The following is a 20,795-nucleotide window of genomic DNA, read 5'->3' as shown; positions in this document are numbered from 1 at the left end:
CCCTTCTGTCAGTTCCGGTCGCGTCGTACGCGCCGACCGGAGATGCTCTCGATGTGGAACCGTAGCGGGAGCACACGCTCGTCGCCGGCCCACGGGTGGTGACCGGTGATCGCTGGACCGTTCTCGCCGCTCACCGTCGAGATCCGTCCGTGCATCAGCACGCTCCACCCCACGCCCGCGAGATCATCGTGAAAGTCGATCTCGAACGCGGCGAGCGAATCCTCATCGCCTACGCGTCGCAGGATGCCGTCAGAAGAGGTGTGCACGAGGATGTCATCGCCTGACATGGCGTAGTTGACCGGAAAGATGTGGACGCGCTCATCGGCGACGAAGCCGATTCTTCCCACGGTCGTCGTGGTCAGCAGCTCTCGGCACTGCTTTTCCGGCAGTTCGCTGATCATGTCTTCCTCCTCGATACGGATCGTTACCGGGCGTCTGTGGCCCAGCCTAGACTCGTAAGGTCATGACCGAAGCCCCTCTCATCGTCCCGTCCACCGCCGGCCCTCACTCACCCGAGGCGCCGGACCAGGACGACCTCCTCGCCGGGCTGAATCCGCAGCAGCTCGAAGCGGTGACCTACCGCGGCCCTGCCCTGCTGATCGTCGCCGGTGCAGGCTCGGGCAAGACCAGCGTGCTCACCCGCCGCATCGCTTCGCTGCTGCGTGGGCGGGAGGCGTGGCCGAGCCAGATCCTCGCGATCACGTTCACCAACAAAGCAGCGGGCGAGATGCGCGAACGCGTCGTCGACCTCGTCGGTGACGCCGCGCGCGGCATGTGGATCTCGACGTTCCACTCCGCGTGCGTGCGCATCCTGCGTCGTGAGGCCGACCAGTTCGGCTTCACGAAGTCGTTCACGATCTACGACTCCGGTGACTCGCGCGCCCTCATCAAGCGGCTGGTGAAAGAGCACGAGGCCGATGCGTACGGCCTCACCCCGGCGTCAACGCAATCGCGCATCTCGAAGCTCAAGAACGAGCTCTCCGACGCTGAGTCGTTCGCCCGCCAGGCCAACATGTCAGACCCTGCCGAGCGGAAGTTCGTCGAGATCTTCTCCGATTACCAACGGCAGCTTCGCAAGGCCAACGCGTTCGACTTCGACGACCTCATCGGCCAGACCGTGTTCCTGTTCCGAGCGTTCCCGAAGGTGGCAGACACCTACCGTCGCCGGTTCCGCCACATCCTCGTCGACGAGTATCAGGACACCAACCACGCCCAGTACGCGCTCATCCACGAGCTCACACGCCCGGTGTCGGCCGACGCTCCAGACCCATATGCCTCCAACGGCATGATGATCTTCGAGCCGGAGACGGCACCCGAGCTCGAAGGGGCATCGCTGACCGTGGTCGGCGACTCCGACCAGTCGATCTATGCCTTCCGCGGGGCGGACATCCGCAACATCAGCGAGTTCGAGAGAGACTTCCCCGGAGCGCGCGTCGTGCTGCTCGAGCAGAACTACCGCTCGACGCAGAACATCCTCTCGGCGGCGAACGCGGTGATCGGCAACAACTTCGACCGCAAGGACAAGAAGCTCTGGAGCGACAGGGGAGCCGGCGACAAGATCGTCGGGTTCACCGGCTATTCGCAGCACGATGAGGCCCAGTTCGTCGCAGATGAGGTCGAGGCACTGCGACGCTCCGGCATGCCGTACTCCGAGATGGCGGTGTTCTACCGCACCAACTCGCAGTCACGCGCGCTGGAGGAGATCTTCATCCGCTCTGCCGTGCCCTACAAGATCATGGGCGGCACGAAGTTCTACGAGCGCGCAGAGATCAAAGACGCCATGGCCTACCTCATCGCCGTGGCGAACCCGGCAGACGAGATGTCAGTGCGGCGCATCCTGAACAAGCCGCGGCGCGGAATCGGTGACGTCACCGAGACGGCGATCGCGCGCTTCGCCGAAGACCACGGCATCTCGTTCCGCGAGGCTCTGTCTGTACCCGGCCAGCTCGGCGTCGGCCCGAAGATCCAGGCGGGCATCGGCCAGCTGGATGCCGTGCTGAAAGAGGCGACCGAGATCCTTCTGCCGTCGTCGGGCGAGGTGCCTCCGTCGACCTCTGTGGCCGAGGGGCTCACCCTGCTTCTCGCGAAGAGCGGGTATCTCGACGCGCTGCGCGCCAGCCGCGACCCTCAGGACGAAGCGCGTGTCGAGAACCTCGACGAACTGGTCGCCGTCACCCGCGACTTCGCGCGCAACAACCCGGACGGCACGATCGTCGACTTCCTGACCGAGGTGGCTCTCGTCGCCGACGCCGACGACCTGGACGACGAGTCCGGCTCGGTGTCGATGATGACGATGCACACGGCCAAGGGGCTGGAGTACGACGCCGTGTTCGTGACGGGCGTCGAGGAAGACCTCATCCCGCACCGCATCTCGGCAGGGGAACCAGGCGGACCGCAGGAGGAGCGTCGACTGTTCTACGTCGGCATCACCCGCGCGCGCAAGCGTCTGCACCTGTCCTTGGCCATGACCCGCGCACAGTTCGGCGAGGTGACGGTGGCGATGCCGAGCCGGTTCCTCCAGGAGATCCCGGGCGATCTGGTCGACTGGCGGCAGTCGCCGGGCGACGTGAATTCCCGGGGCGGCATGCAGTCGCGTGCGCTCAATGCGCGTCGCGGATCGAGCGGCGGCAGCGGGTTCGGCTCGGGCAACGACCGCTTCGGCGTGAAGCCCTTGGCTCCTCGCGACACCCTCAAGCCGTTGTCGACCTCGATGGACAAGTTCCCCAACAAGGTCACGGGCAAGGTGCGCGACAACGGCGACCTCGAACTCGCGGCGGGCGACCGCATCCGTCACTCCGACTTCGGCGAGGGACGGGTGGATGCCGTGACCGGCGAAGGCGCGAAACGCATCGCGCACGTGCGGTTCGAGTCGGCCGGCCTGAAGAAGCTCCTCATCAAGATCGCGCCTATCGAGAAGCTGTAGTCCGGGCGGCGGCACCGTCGCCCGCCGCCTGCCTCGGCACGTTGCTCGTGCGCCCTCCGCGCCGGGTTAGGCTGACAGGCATGGCCCTGTTCTCACGCCGCAAGAAGACCGACGACGCCGTCTCCGAGGCTCAGACGACGACGGAGGGCGACGACACCTCGGCGTCTGAAACCGGGGCGGGCGACGTCTCGGCAGACGCGCCTGGCGAGAACTCCACTGCGGCCCCCGCCGAGTCGGTGCCCCAGATCGGTATCTCCGTTCAGGCGTTCCGCGGCGTCGGCGCCGCGGCGGGTCCCGAGGTGAAGCTGCCGGATCCGGATGAGAAGCCCGCAAAGCCCGTGGCGGCTCCTCGCCCGACGGCATCCGCGCCCACGACTCCAGAGAAGCGTGTGCTTCCTCTCGCGCCGGCGCTGCCGCCGGCGCAGACCGAATCGGTCCCCGGCATGAAGGACAACGTGCTGCTGCGCACGGCACTCGCCGAGATCGAGGAGGGCGCGACCAACGACCAGCTGATCGGTGTGCTGCGGCAGATGCTGCAGGGGCACCTGTACCTCCGCGTGAACGGCGATGCGCGTGCGCAGATCAGCGAGGGCAAACCGCTGTCGGTGGCTGTCGTCCGTGACGGTGAGCGCGCGTTCATGCTCGCATTCAGCTCCGCGATCGCGGTGCGCGATTCCGTGCAGCGGGAGACAGACCCGACCGCGACATCCGCCGTGGCTCAGCCGGTCACTGCCGTGCTGCAGCAGGTCGTCTCGGGCAAGTTCAGCGGGCTCATCATCGACAACGCATCGGGTGTGCACCGCGCCGTGTTCCCGGTCGAGATCTTGGAGAAGGCGCTCGAGCAGGCCGACGCCGAGATGAAGATCAAATCGCTCCTGGCAGCGCCGCGCGAGCAGGATACGGCGCAGAAGGTCGGCGACGCCCTCGCCAAGACCAAGGTGTGGGTCGCGGTCAACGACGGCACCGGTGGCGGCAAGGTCGGTATCGCCGAGGCGCAGACGACCGACGGGCGTCGCTTCCTGCAGGTCTTCTCGCATCCGCTCGAGGTCGTCGCCCTCGGTCGTGGCGACAAGCCTCTGCCGTTCTCACCCGAACAGCTCGCCAAGGTGCTCACGAGTCACACGACGCTCGCCGGTGTGCTGGTCGACTCTGCCGGGCCTTCGCTGATCGTGGAGCGCGACGCGCTGGCAGCGGTGAGCGTGCTCGCGGTGGATCTCGGCGACTGACACTACCGCGCTCGGATCGCCCGCCCTAGTCTCGGAGCATGGCTTCTGAGCGTGCGACGTTGACGATCTCCGATCCCGAGGGGGAGCGGGAGATCGACCTCTCCAGCCCCAACAAGGTGATCTGGCCCGACCCTTCGACGGGCTCAGGCAACGGAATCACCAAGGCAGAACTTGCCGAGTACTTCCAGATCGTCGCCGAGCCGTTCCTCAATGCCAACGGCAACCGGCCGGTGTCACTGGAGCGCTTCCGCGCCGGCATCGGAGGAGAGAGCTTCTTCTCGAAGAACCCGCCCAAGGGCACGCCCGACTTCGTGGATGCCGTGATGGTGACGTACAACAGCGGGCGCAAGCATCCGCAGATCGTCCTCAACAGGCCCAGTGCGATCATCTGGGCGGTGCAGATGAACACGATCGTGTTCCACCCATGGGCATCGCTTCAGGCGGACACCGACAATCCGATCGAACTGCGCATCGATCTCGATCCGCAACCAGGAACGGATTTCGCGGATGCTGTGATCGCCGCGCACGGTCTTCGGGAGGTGCTGAGAGAGGCAGAGCTGGAGCCTTTCATCAAGACGAGCGGCAACCGTGGCCTGCACGTGTTCTGTCCTATCGAGCCGACCCACGAGTTCCTCGATGTACGCCACGCTGTGATCGCCGCCGGGCGCGAGTTGGAAAGGCGGATGCCGAAGCAGGTCACCATGAACTGGTGGAAGGAGGAGCGCGGCGAACGCATCTTCATCGACTTCAACCAGGCCAACCGTGACCGCACGATGGCCGGTGCCTACAGTCCACGCGCGCTGCCCGCGGCAACGGTCTCGACACCGGTGAACTGGGACGAGCTGGATGGCCTCGATCCGACTGTGTTCACCGTGCGCAGCATCCCTGCCCGGCTGGCGGACGTCGGCGACCCGTGGGCCGACATGCAGAAGTCGCCCGGCCGGATCGACACTCTGCTCAGCTGGTGGGAACGCGATGTCGACAACGGCCTCGGCGAGCTGTCGTTCCCGCCGGAGTTCCCGAAGATGCCCGGCGAGCCGCCGCGCGTGCAGCCCAGCAAGCGCGTCGCGGAGAACTGGGATGCCGAGGGCAATCGCGTCGAAGGGTGACATCCGCGCGCAGGCTCACTCCAGAACGGCGGCGAGGTCGTACCCGGCGACGGTGTCGAGCTGATCGTAGGTGCACGAGCGTGCGTCGCGGTCGGGTCGCCAACGTTCGAACTGCACGGTGTGTCTGAACCGCGCACCCTCCAGCTGGTCGTAGCGGACCTCGAGAACGCGCTCGGGCCGAAGGCGCACGAACGAGACGTCCTTCGAGCCGGAGAATCTGCTGCGTTCCCCTTCGCCCGTCACCGCGGTTCCGTCGTCGTCGCGCTCCACGAGCGGCGCGAGCTCATCGACGAGTTCCTGGCGGCGCTTGTCGCTCCATGCTGCGACCCCGCCGACCTGGCGCAGGACGCCGTCTTCGTGATGGAGTCCGACAAGCAGCGATCCGACGCCGGATCCTGATTTATGGACGCGGTAACCGAGCGCCACGACATCCGCTGTGCGGGCGTGCTTGATCTTGATGAGGGTGCGCTTGCCCGGCGCATACGGGTGGTCGAGGGGTTTGGCGACGACGCCATCCAGGCCTGCCCCCTCGAACTCCTCGAGCCAGCGGACAGCTGTGTCGCGGTCCTCGGTCGTGCGGGTGAGCTGGAGCGGATGCTGCGTCTGAGCAAGCAGCTGCTCAAGGCGTGCTCGTCGTTCGCGGAACGGTGTCTGCTGCAGATCGTCATCGCCGTCAGCGAGCAGATCGAAGGCGATGAACATCGCCGGGGTCTCTGCGGCGAGACGAGTGACACGTGAGGCCGCGGGGTGGATGCGCTGGCTGAGTGCTTCCCAGTCGAGTCGCTGTGCGCCCTGCTCACCGGTGGCGACCACGATCTCGCCGTCAAGCAGACACGGGCGTGGGAGGATCTTCGGCAGGGCATCGACGAGTTCGGGGAAGTAGCGGGTGAGGGGCTTGGCCCCCCTGGAGCCGATCTCGAGGGTGTCGCCGTCCCATGCGATCAGACCGCGGAAGCCGTCCCACTTCGGTTCGAACAGCAGTCCACCGGAAATCTTCTCCGGGTCGGGCACGGATGCAGCGGCCTTCGCGAGCATCGGTGCGGGGATCTCATAGCGCATGCGTCCATCTTGCTCGGACACGAGGCGCGTGCAAACCCCTGCTCCGACGCCGCGAACGCGAGGCCGCAGACGAAGCCCGGATCGATTCGGTAACCTCTGCCCCGCCAGACGTGCGATCCTGAGAACGATGAATGAAATACAGGGGCCGACCCCCGCAGGCACCTCCCGCCCATACCGCAACCTCTCCGAGGCGCTTCGCGCGCATCGCATCGACACGCAGAACCACGAGTTCATCACCGCGATCACGGATGCCGTCGGCATCTCGGCATTCATCGATCGCGGTCGATACATCGAAGCGATCCGGCTCAACGGAGACGCGCCGCTGCACATCGGCAAGACGTACACCAACGGATTCGCCGAAGACGAGCAGATCGTCGTGGGTGCCGCAGCGCTGCGCCTGCGACCGAGCGAAGGCCGCGCGCCGTTCTTCTACGTCACGCATCCCAGCGAGTTCCGCCCGATCGCGGAGAAGACCTCGGCGGCTCGTGCACCGCGAAAGACCGCGTCCTCCGTCAGCGCGCCGCGACCCACCAAGACGAACGAGCGTGACTACGGCACGTGCGACGTCTGCTTCATGGTGCGCAACGCATCAGGCGGGTGCAGCTGCGACAGCTGAGCGGCCCGCACGCGGGAAGGCTGGCTCAGGGCATCCCTCCCGGAGCAGTGCGTCTCAGCTGAGGTCGCTCTGCAGTCGGCGCGTGACTTCGGCGATCGGCATCGCTCGGGGGAAGACCGCGACCACGATGTCGTCGTGCGCTTCGTCTGCGGCATCCGGCAGAACGCCGTACCTGCGACGAACATCATCCAGGGCGCTCTGCAGCACCGAGGGAGCAACGCGCTTCGTGCCCCGGAGCAACTGGCGCAGCACGTGGTTGTGCACCGCGGTGACGAGGGCGGCGAAGCCGACCGCGTCCAGTGGGTCGATCCCGGGAAGTGCGCTGCGCAGGTACTCGTCGAAGAGCCGTTCGTAGCGGAACACTGTCACGATCTCGCGCTCGCGAAGCGCCGGCACCTCGCGGACGACCTGGTAGCGCAGCCGGGCGATCTCCGGATCGCGGGCGAAGTGGGAGAAGACGTGCTGTGATGCCTGGCAGACCGCTTCCCACGGGTCGCGGTGTCCTTCCGCGAGAAAAGCCCGCAGTTCTTCGAGCAGCACTTCGTGGTCGGTGAAGACGACGTCTTCCTTGCCTCCGAACTGTCGGAAGAAGGTGGATCGTGAGACACCTGCCGCTTTGGCGATCTGCTCCACCGAGGTCTGGTCGAAGCCCTGGGCACGGAACAGGTCGAGCGCTGCGGCCACGACGCCGGTGCGCGGTTCTGCGTTCTGATGCATAGCGAGAAGCCTACGACGGGTGCGCGCGTGATATGCGCGCACCCGGGTGGATTCGGCTGTCGCTCAGAACGGCGGTACGGACGACGTGGTGCGTGGGGGTGCGTTGGTGTGGTGTCCGGTGGGTGTGATGACTTGGACGGTGTTGTCTGGTCGGCTGCGGTAGATCGCGCGGGTGAGATGTCGGTGGGTGTGGTCGCGCGGGCACAGCGGTCTGAGCTCATCGATATCAGTCGTGCCGCCCTGTGCCCACGGAGTCTTGTGGTCGATGTCGGCGTCTTGGGCGAGGCGGTTGCAGCCGTCTCTGGCGCAGGTACCGTGTTGCAGGATGAGCCATTCACGTTGTGCCTGGGTAGCGCGGCGGGAGCGGCGGTCCATGTCGACGACGACGCTGCGGATCGGGTCGAAGACCACCCGGCGGAACGCATTCGCTTCGAGGAACAGCTGCCTCGCGGTGAGAGGGTCGATCGGACCATGCCCGACGAGCTCTGCCTCGCGCCGTGGAGCCCGGGCGGGGCGGGCGGGTTGGGTATTGGCGTCGGCGCCCGTCGCAGCCTCGGCTGCAGCGGCGGCCGCACCGCGCTCGGCTGCGAGGAGCTCGACGGGGATGGTGACGAAGATCTTCGTCTTGACCGCCGTGTCAGTGCCGATACCGCGCAGCCACGCGGAGCACAGATCGGCACGGAGCTGATCCCGCGTGCGGCACTCGTCGGGACTCTTCTGCAGGTGCTTCGCCGCGGACGTCAACCGGCGCTTGGCGGCGATCGCCTCGACCGTCGGGATGTACGCCATGAACCAGCTCATGCCGTCTTCGTCTTCTTGAACGACGACGCGACGACCGCGAATCTTACGGGCGTGGCGCTCGGAGGGTCCGACCGGATCAAGCCGGTCGACCAGGGTGCGCAGCCGCCGCAGGAACGCCGCCGGAGGGCACGACAGCGCCCACTCCGACGCTGCTTCATCGATCACCCGCATCGCCTCCCGTTCAAGCTCGCGCTCTTCATCCGACGCTCCGAAATCCGCACGCACCCGCGCCAACGCACCGACAGTGCGGCCGACGAGATACATCGACACGAAACCATCCTTGGCCTGCTGCCACAGCAACGGCAGATGCGCCATCGCCTCCTCCGCCGTGAACAGCACACCCCGGACGTAATCCTCCGAGCACCTCAGCCTCAACGCGATGTCGAACACCGCGGCACGCTCGGCCTGATCCACGGCATCCTTGTCCGTCGTGTGATGCACATACACCTGAGGATTACGACGCGCCAACGCGACAGCATCCGCGATCCGAGCAGACCGCATCGCCTCATGACGATTCAGATCGACATCCGCACACTGCAGATCATCCAACGCAGACTCGACGAAGAACGCGGCATCACGCGGTCGGTCATCCACATCGTCGAACCAAGGTTCCATGCACTTCATGGTAGTTCATAGTTTCTAACAAAACCATAGACAGAAACAGATAAAACGTAGAGATGTTCTAGGTCGTTCGATCGGGTGATGGGCGCAGCGCTGTACGGGGTGCGAGTGCGCGACTCGGAGCGCTCAGCCGGAGGTAGTAGGCTTTAGGACTGGTCGATGTCTCGACATCGAGAGACTTTCCGGACCGAGACCCAGTGAAGGAAGCACAGTGGATCTGTACGAGTACCAGGCACGAGACGTTTTCGAGAAGTACGGAGTGCCGGTCCTCGCCGGTATCGTCGCGGACACCCCCGAGGAGGTGAAAGCGGCAGCAGAGAAGCTCGGTGGAGTGGTCGTCGTCAAGGCACAGGTCAAGACCGGTGGCCGCGGCAAGGCCGGCGGCGTGAAGGTCGCCAAGACCCCGGACGAGGCATATGAAGCCGCGAAGGCGATCCTCGGCCTCGACATCAAGGGCCACGTCGTCAAGCGCGTCATGGTCGCGGCGGGTGCTCGCATCGCCGAGGAGTACTACTTCTCGGTTCTGCTCGACCGCGCGAACCGCTCGTACCTCTCGCTCTGCAGCGTCGAGGGCGGCATGGAGATCGAGCAGCTCGCGGTCGAGAAGCCCGAAGCGCTCGCACGCATCGAGGTCAACCCGCTGACCGGCATCGACAAGGACAAGGCCGTCGAGATCGCGCGCGCCGCGAACTTCCCCGAAGACCTCATCGAGAAGGTCTCCGACGTCTTCGTGAAGTTGTACGAGGTCTACAAGGGCGAGGATGCCACGCTCGTCGAGGTCAACCCGCTGGTCCGCACCGAAGACGGCGACATCGTCGCCCTTGACGGCAAGGTCACGCTCGACGAGAACGCCTCCGAGATCCGTCACCCCGAGCACGCAGCGCTCGAGGACAAGGACGCCGCCGACCCGCTCGAGGCCAAGGCCAAGGAGTCGGGCCTCAACTACGTGAAGCTCGACGGCCAGGTCGGCATCATCGGCAACGGCGCAGGACTCGTCATGTCGACTCTCGACGTCGTTGCTTACGCCGGGGAGAACCACAATGGCGTCAAGCCTGCGAACTTCCTCGACATCGGCGGCGGAGCATCCGCAGCGGTCATGGCAGCAGGCCTCGACGTCATCCTCGGCGACCCGCAGGTGAAGTCCGTGTTCGTCAACGTGTTCGGCGGGATCACCGCGTGTGACGCCGTCGCGAACGGCATCAAGGGCGCTCTCGAGACGCTCGGCGACACGGCATCCAAGCCGCTTGTCGTGCGCCTCGACGGCAACCGCGTCGAAGAGGGTCGTGCGATCCTCGCCGAGTACGCCCACCCGCTCGTCACCCTCGCCGCCACCATGGACGAGGGCGCTGACAAGGCCGCCGAGCTGGCGAACGCCTGACGCTCCGAGACTTCAGAAAAGGATTAGAGAAATGTCGATCTTCCTGAACAAGGATTCCAAGGTCATCGTCCAGGGCATCACCGGCGGCGAGGGCACCAAGCACACGGCTCTCATGCTGAAGGCCGGCACCCAGGTCGTCGGCGGGGTCAACGCCCGCAAGGCCGGGACGGCCGTCTCGCACACGGACAAGGACGGCAACGCTGTCGAGCTGCCCGTCTTCGCATCTGTCGCAGAAGCCATGAAAGAGACCGGCGCCGACGTGTCGATCGCCTTCGTCCCCGGCGCCTTCACGAAGGACGCCATGATCGAGGCCATCGACGCCGAGATCCCGCTGCTCGTCGTGATCACCGAGGGCGTTCCCGTCGGTGACAGTGCTGAGGCATGGGCGTACGCGCAGAGCAAGGGCAACAAGACCCGCATCATCGGCCCGAACTGCCCCGGCATCATCACCCCCGGTGAGGCGCTCGTCGGCATCACCCCGGCCAACATCACCGGCAAGGGCCCGATCGGCCTCGTCTCGAAGTCGGGCACCCTGACGTACCAGATGATGTTCGAGCTGCGCGACCTCGGCTTCTCGACCGCCATCGGCATCGGCGGCGACCCGGTCATCGGTACCACGCACATCGACGCGCTCGCTGCGTTCGAGGCAGACCCCGAGACCAAGGCCATCGTCATGATCGGTGAGATCGGTGGCGACGCTGAAGAGCGCGCTGCCGATTACATCAAGGCGCACGTCACCAAGCCGGTCGTCGGCTACGTCGCGGGCTTCACCGCGCCGGAGGGCAAGACCATGGGCCACGCCGGCGCCATCGTCTCGGGCTCTGCGGGCACCGCCCAGGCCAAGAAGGAGGCCCTCGAGGCCGCCGGAGTCAAGGTCGGCAAGACGCCGAGCGAGACGGCCGACCTGATGCGCGCGATCGTCGAAGCGCTGTAACAGCTGATCCGCGAGTGACCGCAGGGCCCCCGGCTCCGGCTGGGGGCCCTGCGGCGTGCGCCACGCATCACCCGCCCGCGTACGCCGCGAGAAACTCCGGTGACGGCTCGATCGGCTCGATCACGTCGATGAGGACGCCTCCCGGCGCCTCGACGATGAAGTGCCGCTGTCCGAAGGGCTCGTCGCGCAACGGCAGGCGTTCGACGAGATTCAGTTCTTCGACCATGCGAACGTGTTCAGCCGTGGCATCCGAGACCTCGACGTTGAGCAGAAGGCCGCGTACCGGTTCACGAAATCCGTCTGGAATCGTGTCGTGCGTGCGCTCGAGGATGGCGAGTTCTCCTCCTGCGAAACGCAGACTGACGTACCAGTCCGCTTCGAATGAGGTCTCGAAACCGAGCACTTCGCGGTAGAACCGCACGGAGGATGTGACGTCGTCGACCATCAGGACCGGATAGAAGCTCGTGATATTCATGCTCTCCCTTTGCATACAGCGTGTTTGTATAGTGATCATTAGAATACATACACACCGTACGTAAGGGACACATGCCCAGATCAAGCGCTGCCGATGCGGCCGAAACCGCGCGCATCATCCTCGCCGTCGCGACTGCGCGCTTCGCCGAGCACGGCTACGCCTCGACCTCGATCGAAGACATCGCGAATGCGGCCGACGTGACGCGTGGGGCGGTCTATCACCACTACGCCTCGAAGCCCGGGCTCTTCGAGGCCGTCGCCTCCGGTCTGCAACTGCAGGTCGCCGATGCGATCGAGTCAGCCGCAGCGAACTCCGATCCCCCCGAGGCGCTGCGGGCTGGAAGCCATGCGTTTCTCGACGCGATCACCGCGGCTCGCACGGCGAGGATCCTGCTGGTGGACGCCCCAGCCGTACTGAGCTGGGCGAAATGGCGCCGCATGGATGACGAGGGCTCTGCTGCGCATCTGCGAGACGCCCTGAGAGCGATCGGACTCCCGTCCGGGCCTGCCGCAGCGACCGCGGCGGCGCTGTCCGGAGCGATGAACGAGCTCGCGTTGTGGATTTCGGAGCGCCCCTCCGAAGCTTCGAGTCGACGGCGGGCTCACGAAGCGCTCGACGCGCTGCTCGACGCCGTGGCGCCTCTTTGAGCGGAGCTCCTCCGCCGGGTCAGAAGGGCTCCGACAGTTCAGTCGAGAACCGCGTACGCCTCCACCTCGACGAGGACGTCAGGCTCGAAGAGGATGTCGACTCCGATGAGGGAGGCGGGCGGCAGAGGAAGCGCAAGGCCGATCTCCGTCGCCACATTCTCGACTCCTCGCATGAACGCATCCATCTGCTCGGGGCGCCATCGCGTGACGAAGAAGCGCAGCCGCACGACGTCGGCGAACGTCGCGCCGGCCCCGGCCAGCGCGCGGGCGGTGTTGCGCAGCGCCTGCTCGACCTGACCGGTCAAGTCACCGGTGGCCACGTGCCCACCGGTGGCATCGCGTGCGATCTGCCCCGCGACGTGGACGTGCCGGGTCCCGGTCGCGATGGAGACGTGATGGTAGGGAACGGGCTGCAGGAGTCCGTCAGGGCTGAAGGTGTGCACGGTCATTCGATGTGTCCTCTCGTAGGTGGTATCGCATGTCTACCTGGTGTACGAGAGCCACTTCAACGAGACTAGGTTTCATGCAGGTAACCGACGACCGTCCCATCATCACCGGCGCCCACCGCGAACTGCTCGACCAACTCCTCGACAAATGGTCGCTGCACGTGCTCGATCAGCTGTGCGAGCACGGCGCGCTGCGCTTCAACGCCCTGCGCCGAGCGATCCCGGCGGTCACGCAGAAGTCGCTCACGGCGACGTTGCGGCGGCTGGAGCGCAACGGCATGGTCGAACGCGTCGTCGTGAGTGATCGGCCGGTCGCGGTCGAATACCGCATCGCACCCGTCGGTCAGGGATTGCAGGACCTCATCGACGCACTGCTGCTGTGGACCACAGCACACCTACCGGAGGTGGAACGGGCGCGCGAGCGCTTCGACACCGCGCTGGCTTGAAGGGCGGATGCTTCGGCATCCGCCCTTCAAGCCAGCAACGCGTCAGATACCGACGCCGAACAGCGCCTCGATCGGCCCGCGGGCGAAGAACAGCACGAACCCGAAGGCGACGATCCACAGCAGCGGGTGGATGGTCTTCGCCTTGCCTGAGAGCGCGTTCACGACGACCCAGCTGACGAAGCCCGCGCCGATGCCGTTCGCGATCGAATAGGTCATCGGCATGACGGTCGCCGTGAGGAACACCGGCAGCAGAACACGGAAGTCGCCGAAGTCGATGTGCCTGATCTGAGACAGCATCATCGCGCCGACCAGTACAAGGGCGGCGGCGGCGACGGCGCCGGGCACGAGCGACGTGAGCGGGGTGAAGAACATCGCGAGCAGGAACAGCACGCCGGTGACGGATGTCGCAAGGCCCGTGCGGGCGCCCTCGCCGATTCCTGAGCCCGACTCGACGAACACCGTCGCCGACGATGACGAGGTCGCGCCACCGACGATCGCGCCCACGCCCTCGACCACCAGCGCCGACTTGATGCGGGGGAAGTCGCCCTTCTCGTCCGCCAGATCGGCTTCCTTGGCGAGCCCGGTCATGGTGCCCATGGCGTCGAAGAAGTTCGAGAACACGAGGGTGAACACGAACATGACCAGCGCGACGAAACTGACCTTGGTGAAGTCGAAGCCGAAGTCGACTGCGCCGATCAGGCTGAGGTCGGGCAGGCTCATGATGCCGCCGGCGAAACCGAAGTCGAGGCCGAACGGCCAGATCAGGTTGACGATCGCCGCAAGAACGGTGCCGCCGACGAGGGCGATGAGGATCGCGCCCTTGAGACGCACGGCGATCAGGACGCCACCGAGCAGAAGGGTGATCACGAACAGCAGGGTCGGCACACTCGCCACAGACCCTCCGACTCCCAGATCGACGGGGGGAGAGTCATTACCTGTCGCCGTGACGAATCCTGCGTTCACGAAGCCGATGAACGCGATGAAGAGGCCGATGCCGACCGTGATCGCGAGCTTGAGCTGCACGGGAACGGCATCGAAGATCATCTTGCGAAGGCCGGTCGCGGCGAGCAGCACGATGACTGCACCGTTGATCATGACGAGCGCCATCGCCTCGGGCCACGTCACCGACCCGACGACGGAGAATGCCAGGAATGCGTTGATGCCCAACCCGGCTGCGAACGCGAACGGCAGGCGGGTGATGATCCCGAACAGCAGTGTCATGACACCGGCGGTCAGCGCCGTGGCTGCAGCGACCGCGCCGCCGTCGAGGACTGTACCGTCGACGTCAGGCGTCGAGAGGATGATCGGGTTGAGGATCACGATGTAGGCCATCGTGACGAAGGTCACGACGCCGCCGCGCACCTCGGTGCCGATGGTCGAGCCGCGTCTGCTGATCTCGAAGAAGCGATCGAGCGCGTTCTTCGGCTCAGCGGTGTGCTCTGGGGTGGGCGAGGGGGCAGTTGTCATCGGGGAACCTCCGTGGAGACGATATCGTGTCCACGGCGCCGCGCGCGCCACCGTGAGGCAGTCAGGTTCTCGTCGTAGTCTCGTTGAGTCATGCAACGCCTCCTCGTCGCGATCCTCGCCGCGGTCGATGCCGCCATCGCGGCCGCCGTCGGCCTCGCCGTGCTGCTCGCGCCGCTCACCCTGCTGTGGACGCTCGCGTTCGGGGCCACCGCCGACTGGGGAGCCCTCTGGCCCGTCTCCGGAACCCTCTGGCAGTTCGGCCACGGAGTGCCGTTGGAGATCGTCATCCCCGACGAGATCGTGATGGCCGTCGGCATCTCACAGGATGCCGCGCAGTTCACCCTCTCGCTCACGCCGCTGGCGTTCCTGATCTTCACGCTGCTCTTCGCCGCCCGCTCCGGTACGAGGGCCGCGCGCTCGGGAGCATGGATGCTCGGTGTGATCGCAGGATCCGTGACCTTCGGGTTGATCGCGACCGGTGTGGCATCGACCGCGCACACCGCCGGCGCTCAGGCCCCGTTCGCCCTCGCCATCGTGCTGCCGAGCATCGTCTATCTCACCGGCGCCCTGTGCGGGGCTGTCCACTACGCCTGGCGCGAGGGCGACGGCGGCCTCGTCGATCGTCTGCACGACGTCGCGGACGGCTGGGGCGACTGGGGCGTGCTCCCGGCCAAGATCGTTCGCGGCACTGCCGTGGTGATCGTCAGCCTCACCGGGATCGCGGGCGTCGCCGTGGCCGCAGCCGTGATGCTTCGGGGCGGCGAGGTCGTGGCCCTCTTCGAGACCGCACGCGTCGACGCGACGGGCGTGGCGACGCTGACACTGGGCCACCTCGCCTACCTCCCGACGCTGTTCGTGTGGGCGGTCGCCTGGCTGGCAGGTCCAGGAATCGCTGTGGGCGCCGGCACCGCCGTATCGCCCGCCGGCACACAGCTGGGCGTCGTGCCCGGCATCCCGATTTTCGGCCTGCTGCCCGAGAACAGCTCGATCTGGACGCTCATCGTCGTACTGCTGCCGGTCGGCGCTGGTGCGTTCGCGGGGTGGATCGTCCGTTCCCGACTCGTCTGGGAGAACGTGGCCCGCCCGGTCGGCCCCCGCGTCGCGATCACCGCCGGTATCGCGCTGGGCAGCGCGGCCGTCGTCGCCGTCGCTGCCGTGCTGGCATCGGGTTCCATCGGTCCAGGTCGACTGGCCGAGACGGGCCCGCATGCCGGATGGACGTCGCTCGCGATCGGTGTCGAAGTGCTGGTCGGTGCGGCGATCCTGATGCTCGCTCCGCGGCACCGGGATGAGCTCGCAGAGGAGCGCACCGACCGCTGGGTCGCAGAGATGGGTGCGTCGCCGACTGCGGATGCCGGTGCCTTCCGCGATCTGCGCGCGGACGAGGCGGGTGCCACTGCCGACCCGGATGCGAACGACACCGCGCCGCTCGACGACCACGGGTTCTTCGGGGACGGCAGCACTCCCACGCACCGCTAGACTGGCCGGGTGCTCACGGTCGCCGTTCTCATCTCGGGCACCGGCTCGAATCTCCGCGCTCTGCTCGAGGCCGCACGCCACCCCGACTTCCCCGCGCGGATAGTCGTGGTCGGCGCCGATCGCGACGCCGAAGGTCTCGCGCACGCCGCAGAGTTCGGCATCCCGAGCTTCACGGTCCCGTTCCGGGCCTTCGCCGATCGCGAGGCATGGGGCGATGAGATCGGTCGTCAGCTCGACGCCTGGAATCCCGACCTCATCGTGCTCAGCGGCCTGATGCGTCTGCTGCCGCCCTCTCTCGTCGCGCGTCACAGCCCGAGGATCATCAACACTCACCCGGCGTACCTGCCGGAGTTCCCCGGTGCACACGGCGTCCGCGACGCGCTCGCCGCCGGTGTGGAGCAGACCGGCGCGAGCGTCATCGTCGTGGATGACGGCATCGACAGCGGCCCCATTCTCGCTCAGGAGCGCATTCCGGTACTCCCTGACGACTCAGAGCACACGCTGCACGAGCGCATCAAGCCTGTCGAACGTCGTCTGCTCATCGACGTCGTTCGACGCATCGCCACCGGCGACCTCGCACTGACCCATTGACCTGTTGACATCCTGATCCGCCCCGAACCTCGCACGAAGGAGCCCTCCATGGCCGGCCCGCGCCACGACTCTTCCCTGTACAGCGAACGCGACACCGTGCCGATCAGGCGCGCGCTCGTCTCGGTGAGCGACAAGACCGATCTCCTGGTACTGGCAGCAGCCCTGGCCGACGCCGGCATCGAGATCGTCTCGACCGGATCGACCGCCGCGACCATCCGTGAGGCAGGCCACGAAGTGACAGACGTCGCCGCCGTCACCGGCGTCGACGAGATGCTCGACGGTCGCGTGAAGACTCTGCATCCTCGCATCCACGGCGGCCTTCTGGCTGACCTGCGCCTCGAGGATCACGCTCGGCAGCTCGATGACCTCGACATCGACCCGTTCGAGCTCGTGGTCGTGAACCTGTATCCCTTCGTGGAAGCTGTCACCTCTGGAGCCACGGGCGACGATGCCGTCGAGCAGATCGACATCGGCGGCCCCGCCATGGTGCGCGCTGCGGCGAAGAACCACGCCAATGTCGCGATCGTCGTGTCGCCGGAGTCGTACCCCGCGATCATCGAGGCCGTCGCAGCAGGAGGCACGACGCTGTCGCAGCGTCGCGAACTCGCCGCCCGTGCCTTCGCTCACACCTCCACCTACGACACCGCCGTCGCAGCCTGGTTCGCCGAGGGCACGCTCAACGACGGCGGCGAGCTGCCGGAGCACCTCACGATCAAGGCCGAACGCCTGTCGACTCTCCGCTATGGCGAGAACGCGCACCAGCGCGGCGCCATCTACACCAGGGTCGGCGGTCACGGCATCGCGCAGGCCGTGCAGCTGCAGGGCAAGGAGATGTCGTACAACAACTACGTCGATGCGGATGCCGCGCTGCGCGCCGCCTTCGACATGGTGCTGCCGGCGGTCGCCATCGTGAAGCACGCGAACCCGTGCGGCATCGCGACGACAGCGCCGAACGCCCTCGACCCGATCGCCAGTGCGCACCTGCGCGCGCACGAGTGCGACCCTGTGTCGGCGTACGGCGGCGTCATCGCCACGAACGGAACCGTCACGCTGAAGATGGCGGAGAACCTCAAGGACATCTTCACCGAGGTCATCGTCGCCCCCTCGTTCGAGCCGGAGGCGCTGGCGGTGTTCAAGGCGAAGAAGAACATGCGCGTGCTGCAGCTGCCGGATGACTGGCAGCAGGAGCAGATGGACGTTCGCCTTGTCTCCGGCGGTCTCCTGCTGCAGGACGCCGACCGCTTCCCCGACGAGATCGGTGCAGTGGCGGACAACTGGCAGCTCATCACCGGAGAGCGCCCCGCCGATGAGGAGATGTCGGATCTCATCTTCGCGTGGAAGGCCTGCCGCGCCGTCAAGTCGAACGCGATCGTGCTGGCGCAGGGCAAGGCCACGGTCGGCATCGGCATGGGTCAGGTCAACCGCGTCGACTCGTGCCGCCTCGCGGTCGAGCGCGCGGGGGATCGGGTCGCCGGATCGGTCGCGGCATCCGATGCCTTCTTCCCGTTCGCAGACGGGCCTCAGGTTCTGATCGACGCGGGCGTCAAGACGATCATCCAGCCTGGCGGATCCGTACGCGACAACGAGGTCATCGCAGCGGCAGAGGCTGCAGGTGTGACGATGTTCTTCACGGGCGAGCGGCACTTCTTCCACTGAGCCCGCGCCGTCGGGCCAGGCGGGCGCGCCGAGACCCCCTCTTCCCGTCGAAACCCCGTCGTATCGACGTGAATAGGACGGGGTCTCGGCGCTATCCAGGGGTCTCGGCGAGGGTAGCCACTGCGATGTCCGATTTCCGCGAGCCAGCGGCATTCGGACGTGTCAGAGTGGAGGCATGACCTTCCCAGCACTCAGCGCCATGAGCTTCGACGAGCGATATCGGGCGATCGACGCGCGCGACATCCGCTTCGACGGACAGTTCGTCACTGCGGTGCACTCGACCGGCATCTACTGCCGTCCCTCGTGCCCGGCGCGCACGCCCAAGCGGGAGAACGTCAGCTTCTATCCGACCAGTGCTGCAGCTCATGAGGCCGGCTTCCGCGCCTGCAAGCGCTGCCTGCCTGAGGCGGCACCCGGATCTCCCGCATGGGATCTTCGCGGCGACGCGGCAGCGCGTGCCATGCGGCTGATCGCCGACGGTGTCGTCGAACGCGAAGGCGTCACGGGGCTCGCGGCACGGCTCGGCTACTCGGCTCGCCATCTCACCCGGTTGCTCACCACGGAGCTCGGTGCCGGCCCGCTCGCGCTCGCTCGCGCGCACCGCGCGCACAACGCGCGGATGCTGCTCGTCGGCACGGATCTGCCGATCTCGGACATCGCCTTCTCCGCGGGCTTCGCCAGCATCCGTCAGTGCAACGACACGATCAGAGAGGTCTTCGGACTGACCCCGACCGAACTGCGTGCCCGCCGAAGGATCTCCCCGGTGGCGACACCGGGGGAGATCGATCTGCTCCTGCCGCACCGCGAGCCGATGGATGCCGCAGGCATCTTCGCCTGGATGGCCGCGCGCGCCCTGCCCGGTGTGGAGAACGTGACTGAGACCTCCTTCTCCAGACACCTGCGTATGCCGGGTGGCCCGGCCTGGTTCGAGGTGCGCCAGGACAGCGGTTCGACGCTGCACCTGCGTGCTCGCGTCGCACACCTCGGCGACCTCGCCCCTCTCGTGGCCACAGCCCGCCGGATCTTCGATCTGGACGCCGACCCCACGGCCGTCGATGCGGCGTTGTCGTCGCATCCGGAGCTTGCTGCGCTCGTGGCGCAGGTTCCTGGCATCCGCGTACCTGGCGCAGCCGACCCGCACGAGATGCTCATCCGTGCGATGGTCGGTCAGCAGATCACGGTCGTCGCTGCGCGCACCGCGCTCACAGCGCTGGCGGACGCGCTGGGGGAGAAGGTCGAGGGAGGACACCTCTTCCCGACGATGACAGCGATCGCCGAGCGCGGCGCGGAGGTGCTCCGCGGTCCTGCCGCCCGCATCCGCGCCATCACGGGTGCCGCTGCCGCCCTCGCCGACGGCTCGCTGACGCTCACGGTCGGCGACGACCGCATCGCTCAGCGAGCGGATCTGCTCGCCATGCCGGGCATCGGGCCGTGGACTGCCGATTATGTGCGGATGCGGGTGATCGGCGACCCCGACGTCTTCCTCCCCGGGGACGTCGCCGTGCGCGCCGGGGCAGCGGCTTCCGGCCTCCCCGCCGATCCGAAGCCGCTCACCGCCTGGGCCGAGCGCACCGCGCCCTGGCGCAGCTATCTCAGCGCGCACCTGTGGCGCGCCGCTCCCGTGCGGCCACCCAGATCTCCGAAGACCACGAAGACCACGACCAAGGAACTCTCATGACCGCTCTCATCCAGACCATCGAGACCGCAGACGGCGCCTTCACCCTCCTCGTCGACAGCGAGCAGCGCGTGCTCGCCTCCGGTTGGACCGCCGACCACGACGCCATCATCACCCGGTTGGCCGATCGCACGCGCCCGGCCGATATCCGAGAAGGCGAGACGGATGCCGCGGCCGCCGTCCACGCATATTACGACGGTGATCTCGCCGCCATCGACGCCGTGCCGGTGCGTCAGTTCGGCACCGAGATGCAGCAGGCCGGATGGGACGCACTGCGCCGGATCACACCAGGCGAGCCGCTGACCTACACGTCCTTCGCCGCGGGGCTCGGCAATCCGCAGGCGGTGCGCGCCGCGGCATCCATCTGCGCGCGCAACGCGCCGGCGCTCTTCGTGCCGTGCCATCGTGTGCTGCGTTCCGACGGCTCGCTGGGCGGCTTCGCCTGGGGGCTGCCGGTGAAGGAGTCGCTGCTCGCCAGGGAGGCCGCGGCCTGATCTGGCCGACCCGCGGGCGGCCTCGGAGCGATCGA

The 20,795-nt window shown here is 66.8% G+C and carries 20 protein-coding genes; 13 read left to right on the top strand and 7 right to left on the bottom strand.

The features are described from left to right. Window positions 1–8 precede the first annotated feature (8 nt). On the bottom strand, window positions 9–401 hold the full coding sequence (locus tag ACP7AR_RS08215) for a pyridoxamine 5'-phosphate oxidase family protein (RefSeq protein ID WP_426184587.1): 393 nt from the start codon (window positions 399–401) through the stop codon (window positions 9–11). 62 nt (window positions 402–463) lie between these two features. Between ACP7AR_RS08215 and ACP7AR_RS08210 the strand changes: the two genes are divergently transcribed. From ACP7AR_RS08210 to ligD, 3 genes are all read left to right on the top strand, one after another. After that, complete coding sequence (locus tag ACP7AR_RS08210) at window positions 464–2,923, top strand: ATP-dependent helicase (RefSeq protein ID WP_426184585.1); 2,460 nt, start codon at window positions 464–466, stop codon at window positions 2,921–2,923. Window positions 2,924–3,003: 80 nt separating this feature from the next. Then, window positions 3,004–4,149: an SseB family protein gene (locus ACP7AR_RS08205; RefSeq protein WP_426184583.1), complete on the top strand. Its 1,146-nt coding sequence runs from the start codon at window positions 3,004–3,006 to the stop codon at window positions 4,147–4,149. Between the two features lie 38 nt (window positions 4,150–4,187). Continuing rightward, window positions 4,188–5,258 carry a non-homologous end-joining DNA ligase gene (gene ligD / locus ACP7AR_RS08200; RefSeq protein WP_426184581.1) on the top strand — a complete coding sequence of 357 codons (1,071 nt, stop codon included), beginning with the start codon at window positions 4,188–4,190 and terminating at the stop codon, window positions 5,256–5,258. A 15-nt stretch (window positions 5,259–5,273) separates the two neighbouring features. On the opposite strand, the gene ACP7AR_RS08195 is transcribed toward ligD, so the two are convergent. Beyond that, on the bottom strand, window positions 5,274–6,317 hold the full coding sequence (locus tag ACP7AR_RS08195; protein WP_426184579.1) for an ATP-dependent DNA ligase: 1,044 nt from the start codon (window positions 6,315–6,317) through the stop codon (window positions 5,274–5,276). A 127-nt stretch (window positions 6,318–6,444) separates the two neighbouring features. Here ACP7AR_RS08195 and ACP7AR_RS08190 point away from each other — a divergent pair, with 127 nt between their 5' ends. Beyond that, window positions 6,445–6,933, top strand: a complete 489-nt coding sequence (locus tag ACP7AR_RS08190) for a hypothetical protein (RefSeq protein ID WP_426184577.1) — start codon at window positions 6,445–6,447, stop codon at window positions 6,931–6,933. A gap of 54 nt (window positions 6,934–6,987) precedes the next feature. Here ACP7AR_RS08190 and ACP7AR_RS08185 read toward each other — a convergent pair whose 3' ends face one another. Further along, the gene (locus ACP7AR_RS08185) at window positions 6,988–7,650 is read right to left on the bottom strand and encodes a TetR/AcrR family transcriptional regulator (RefSeq protein ID WP_426184575.1); all 663 of its coding nucleotides are present in this window, start codon (window positions 7,648–7,650) and stop codon (window positions 6,988–6,990) included. A 63-nt stretch (window positions 7,651–7,713) separates the two neighbouring features. Next, window positions 7,714–9,066: an HNH endonuclease gene (locus tag ACP7AR_RS08180; protein ID WP_426184574.1), complete on the bottom strand. Its 1,353-nt coding sequence runs from the start codon at window positions 9,064–9,066 to the stop codon at window positions 7,714–7,716. 217 nt (window positions 9,067–9,283) lie between these two features. Here ACP7AR_RS08180 and sucC point away from each other — a divergent pair, with 217 nt between their 5' ends. Together sucC and sucD are read left to right on the top strand one after the other, a co-directional pair. Further along, a complete protein-coding gene (gene sucC, locus ACP7AR_RS08175) occupies window positions 9,284–10,450 on the top strand; it encodes an ADP-forming succinate--CoA ligase subunit beta (protein WP_426184572.1) in 1,167 nt (388 codons plus the stop codon). A 31-nt stretch (window positions 10,451–10,481) separates the two neighbouring features. Beyond that, window positions 10,482–11,384 carry a succinate--CoA ligase subunit alpha gene (sucD, locus tag ACP7AR_RS08170; RefSeq protein WP_426184570.1) on the top strand — a complete coding sequence of 301 codons (903 nt, stop codon included), beginning with the start codon at window positions 10,482–10,484 and terminating at the stop codon, window positions 11,382–11,384. A 67-nt stretch (window positions 11,385–11,451) separates the two neighbouring features. Here sucD and ACP7AR_RS08165 read toward each other — a convergent pair whose 3' ends face one another. Beyond that, window positions 11,452–11,859: a VOC family protein gene (locus ACP7AR_RS08165; protein WP_426184568.1), complete on the bottom strand. Its 408-nt coding sequence runs from the start codon at window positions 11,857–11,859 to the stop codon at window positions 11,452–11,454. Window positions 11,860–11,930: 71 nt separating this feature from the next. Between ACP7AR_RS08165 and ACP7AR_RS08160 the strand changes: the two genes are divergently transcribed. Further along, on the top strand, window positions 11,931–12,506 hold the full coding sequence (locus ACP7AR_RS08160; RefSeq protein ID WP_426184566.1) for a TetR family transcriptional regulator: 576 nt from the start codon (window positions 11,931–11,933) through the stop codon (window positions 12,504–12,506). Window positions 12,507–12,544: 38 nt separating this feature from the next. Here the strand turns inward: ACP7AR_RS08160 and ACP7AR_RS08155 are convergent, their stop codons facing one another. Then, window positions 12,545–12,955: a RidA family protein gene (locus ACP7AR_RS08155; protein WP_426184564.1), complete on the bottom strand. Its 411-nt coding sequence runs from the start codon at window positions 12,953–12,955 to the stop codon at window positions 12,545–12,547. Between the two features lie 74 nt (window positions 12,956–13,029). Between ACP7AR_RS08155 and ACP7AR_RS08150 the strand changes: the two genes are divergently transcribed. Further along, the gene (locus tag ACP7AR_RS08150; RefSeq protein WP_426184562.1) at window positions 13,030–13,398 is read left to right on the top strand and encodes a winged helix-turn-helix transcriptional regulator; all 369 of its coding nucleotides are present in this window, start codon (window positions 13,030–13,032) and stop codon (window positions 13,396–13,398) included. A gap of 42 nt (window positions 13,399–13,440) precedes the next feature. Here ACP7AR_RS08150 and ACP7AR_RS08145 read toward each other — a convergent pair whose 3' ends face one another. Further along, the gene (locus ACP7AR_RS08145; RefSeq protein ID WP_426184560.1) at window positions 13,441–14,865 is read right to left on the bottom strand and encodes an NCS2 family permease; all 1,425 of its coding nucleotides are present in this window, start codon (window positions 14,863–14,865) and stop codon (window positions 13,441–13,443) included. A 90-nt stretch (window positions 14,866–14,955) separates the two neighbouring features. Here ACP7AR_RS08145 and ACP7AR_RS08140 point away from each other — a divergent pair, with 90 nt between their 5' ends. The 5 genes from ACP7AR_RS08140 to ACP7AR_RS08120 all read left to right on the top strand — a co-directional run bounded on the left by ACP7AR_RS08140 (window position 14,956) and on the right by ACP7AR_RS08120 (window position 20,760). Then, on the top strand, window positions 14,956–16,344 hold the full coding sequence (locus ACP7AR_RS08140; protein WP_426184558.1) for a DUF6350 family protein: 1,389 nt from the start codon (window positions 14,956–14,958) through the stop codon (window positions 16,342–16,344). Between the two features lie 9 nt (window positions 16,345–16,353). After that, window positions 16,354–16,935 (top strand): phosphoribosylglycinamide formyltransferase, encoded by a 582-nt coding sequence (gene purN / locus ACP7AR_RS08135; protein ID WP_426184556.1) that lies wholly within the window; start codon window positions 16,354–16,356, stop codon window positions 16,933–16,935. Between the two features lie 48 nt (window positions 16,936–16,983). After that, window positions 16,984–18,591, top strand: coding sequence for a bifunctional phosphoribosylaminoimidazolecarboxamide formyltransferase/IMP cyclohydrolase (purH, locus tag ACP7AR_RS08130; RefSeq protein ID WP_426184554.1), 1,608 nt, complete (start codon window positions 16,984–16,986; stop codon window positions 18,589–18,591). Between the two features lie 175 nt (window positions 18,592–18,766). Beyond that, window positions 18,767–20,269, top strand: a complete 1,503-nt coding sequence (locus tag ACP7AR_RS08125; RefSeq protein ID WP_426184552.1) for a DNA-3-methyladenine glycosylase 2 family protein — start codon at window positions 18,767–18,769, stop codon at window positions 20,267–20,269. Continuing rightward, a complete protein-coding gene (locus ACP7AR_RS08120) occupies window positions 20,266–20,760 on the top strand; it encodes a methylated-DNA--[protein]-cysteine S-methyltransferase (protein WP_426184550.1) in 495 nt (164 codons plus the stop codon). Before ACP7AR_RS08125 ends, ACP7AR_RS08120 begins: the two co-directional genes overlap by 4 nt. Window positions 20,761–20,795: the final 35 nt, after the last annotated feature.

The sequence above is a fragment of the Microbacterium sp. TWP3-1-2b2 genome, assembly GCF_049896145.1.
In the GTDB taxonomy this organism is placed as follows: Bacteria; Actinomycetota; Actinomycetes; order Actinomycetales; family Microbacteriaceae; genus Microbacterium.
This window is presented reverse-complemented; position numbering and strand designations above follow the sequence as displayed.

What these genes read in the sequence shown, in the direction of transcription:
- ACP7AR_RS08215 (WP_426184587.1), bottom strand. Translation starts at nt 401, where the DNA reads ATGATCAGCGAACTGCCGGAAAAGCAGTGCCGAGAGCTGCTGACCACG.
- ACP7AR_RS08210 (WP_426184585.1), top strand. Translation starts at nt 464, where the DNA reads ATGACCGAAGCCCCTCTCATCGTCCCGTCCACCGCCGGCCCTCACTCA.
- ACP7AR_RS08205 (WP_426184583.1), top strand. Translation starts at nt 3,004, where the DNA reads ATGGCCCTGTTCTCACGCCGCAAGAAGACCGACGACGCCGTCTCCGAG.
- ligD (WP_426184581.1), top strand. Translation starts at nt 4,188, where the DNA reads ATGGCTTCTGAGCGTGCGACGTTGACGATCTCCGATCCCGAGGGGGAG.
- ACP7AR_RS08195 (WP_426184579.1), bottom strand. Translation starts at nt 6,317, where the DNA reads ATGCGCTATGAGATCCCCGCACCGATGCTCGCGAAGGCCGCTGCATCC.
- ACP7AR_RS08190 (WP_426184577.1), top strand. Translation starts at nt 6,445, where the DNA reads ATGAATGAAATACAGGGGCCGACCCCCGCAGGCACCTCCCGCCCATAC.
- ACP7AR_RS08185 (WP_426184575.1), bottom strand. Translation starts at nt 7,650, where the DNA reads ATGCATCAGAACGCAGAACCGCGCACCGGCGTCGTGGCCGCAGCGCTC.
- ACP7AR_RS08180 (WP_426184574.1), bottom strand. Translation starts at nt 9,066, where the DNA reads ATGGAACCTTGGTTCGACGATGTGGATGACCGACCGCGTGATGCCGCG.
- sucD (WP_426184570.1), top strand. Translation starts at nt 10,482, where the DNA reads ATGTCGATCTTCCTGAACAAGGATTCCAAGGTCATCGTCCAGGGCATC.
- ACP7AR_RS08165 (WP_426184568.1), bottom strand. Translation starts at nt 11,859, where the DNA reads ATGAATATCACGAGCTTCTATCCGGTCCTGATGGTCGACGACGTCACA.
- ACP7AR_RS08160 (WP_426184566.1), top strand. Translation starts at nt 11,931, where the DNA reads ATGCCCAGATCAAGCGCTGCCGATGCGGCCGAAACCGCGCGCATCATC.
- ACP7AR_RS08155 (WP_426184564.1), bottom strand. Translation starts at nt 12,955, where the DNA reads ATGACCGTGCACACCTTCAGCCCTGACGGACTCCTGCAGCCCGTTCCC.
- ACP7AR_RS08150 (WP_426184562.1), top strand. Translation starts at nt 13,030, where the DNA reads ATGCAGGTAACCGACGACCGTCCCATCATCACCGGCGCCCACCGCGAA.
- ACP7AR_RS08145 (WP_426184560.1), bottom strand. Translation starts at nt 14,865, where the DNA reads ATGACAACTGCCCCCTCGCCCACCCCAGAGCACACCGCTGAGCCGAAG.
- ACP7AR_RS08140 (WP_426184558.1), top strand. Translation starts at nt 14,956, where the DNA reads ATGCAACGCCTCCTCGTCGCGATCCTCGCCGCGGTCGATGCCGCCATC.
- purH (WP_426184554.1), top strand. Translation starts at nt 16,984, where the DNA reads ATGGCCGGCCCGCGCCACGACTCTTCCCTGTACAGCGAACGCGACACC.
- ACP7AR_RS08125 (WP_426184552.1), top strand. Translation starts at nt 18,767, where the DNA reads ATGACCTTCCCAGCACTCAGCGCCATGAGCTTCGACGAGCGATATCGG.
- ACP7AR_RS08120 (WP_426184550.1), top strand. Translation starts at nt 20,266, where the DNA reads ATGACCGCTCTCATCCAGACCATCGAGACCGCAGACGGCGCCTTCACC.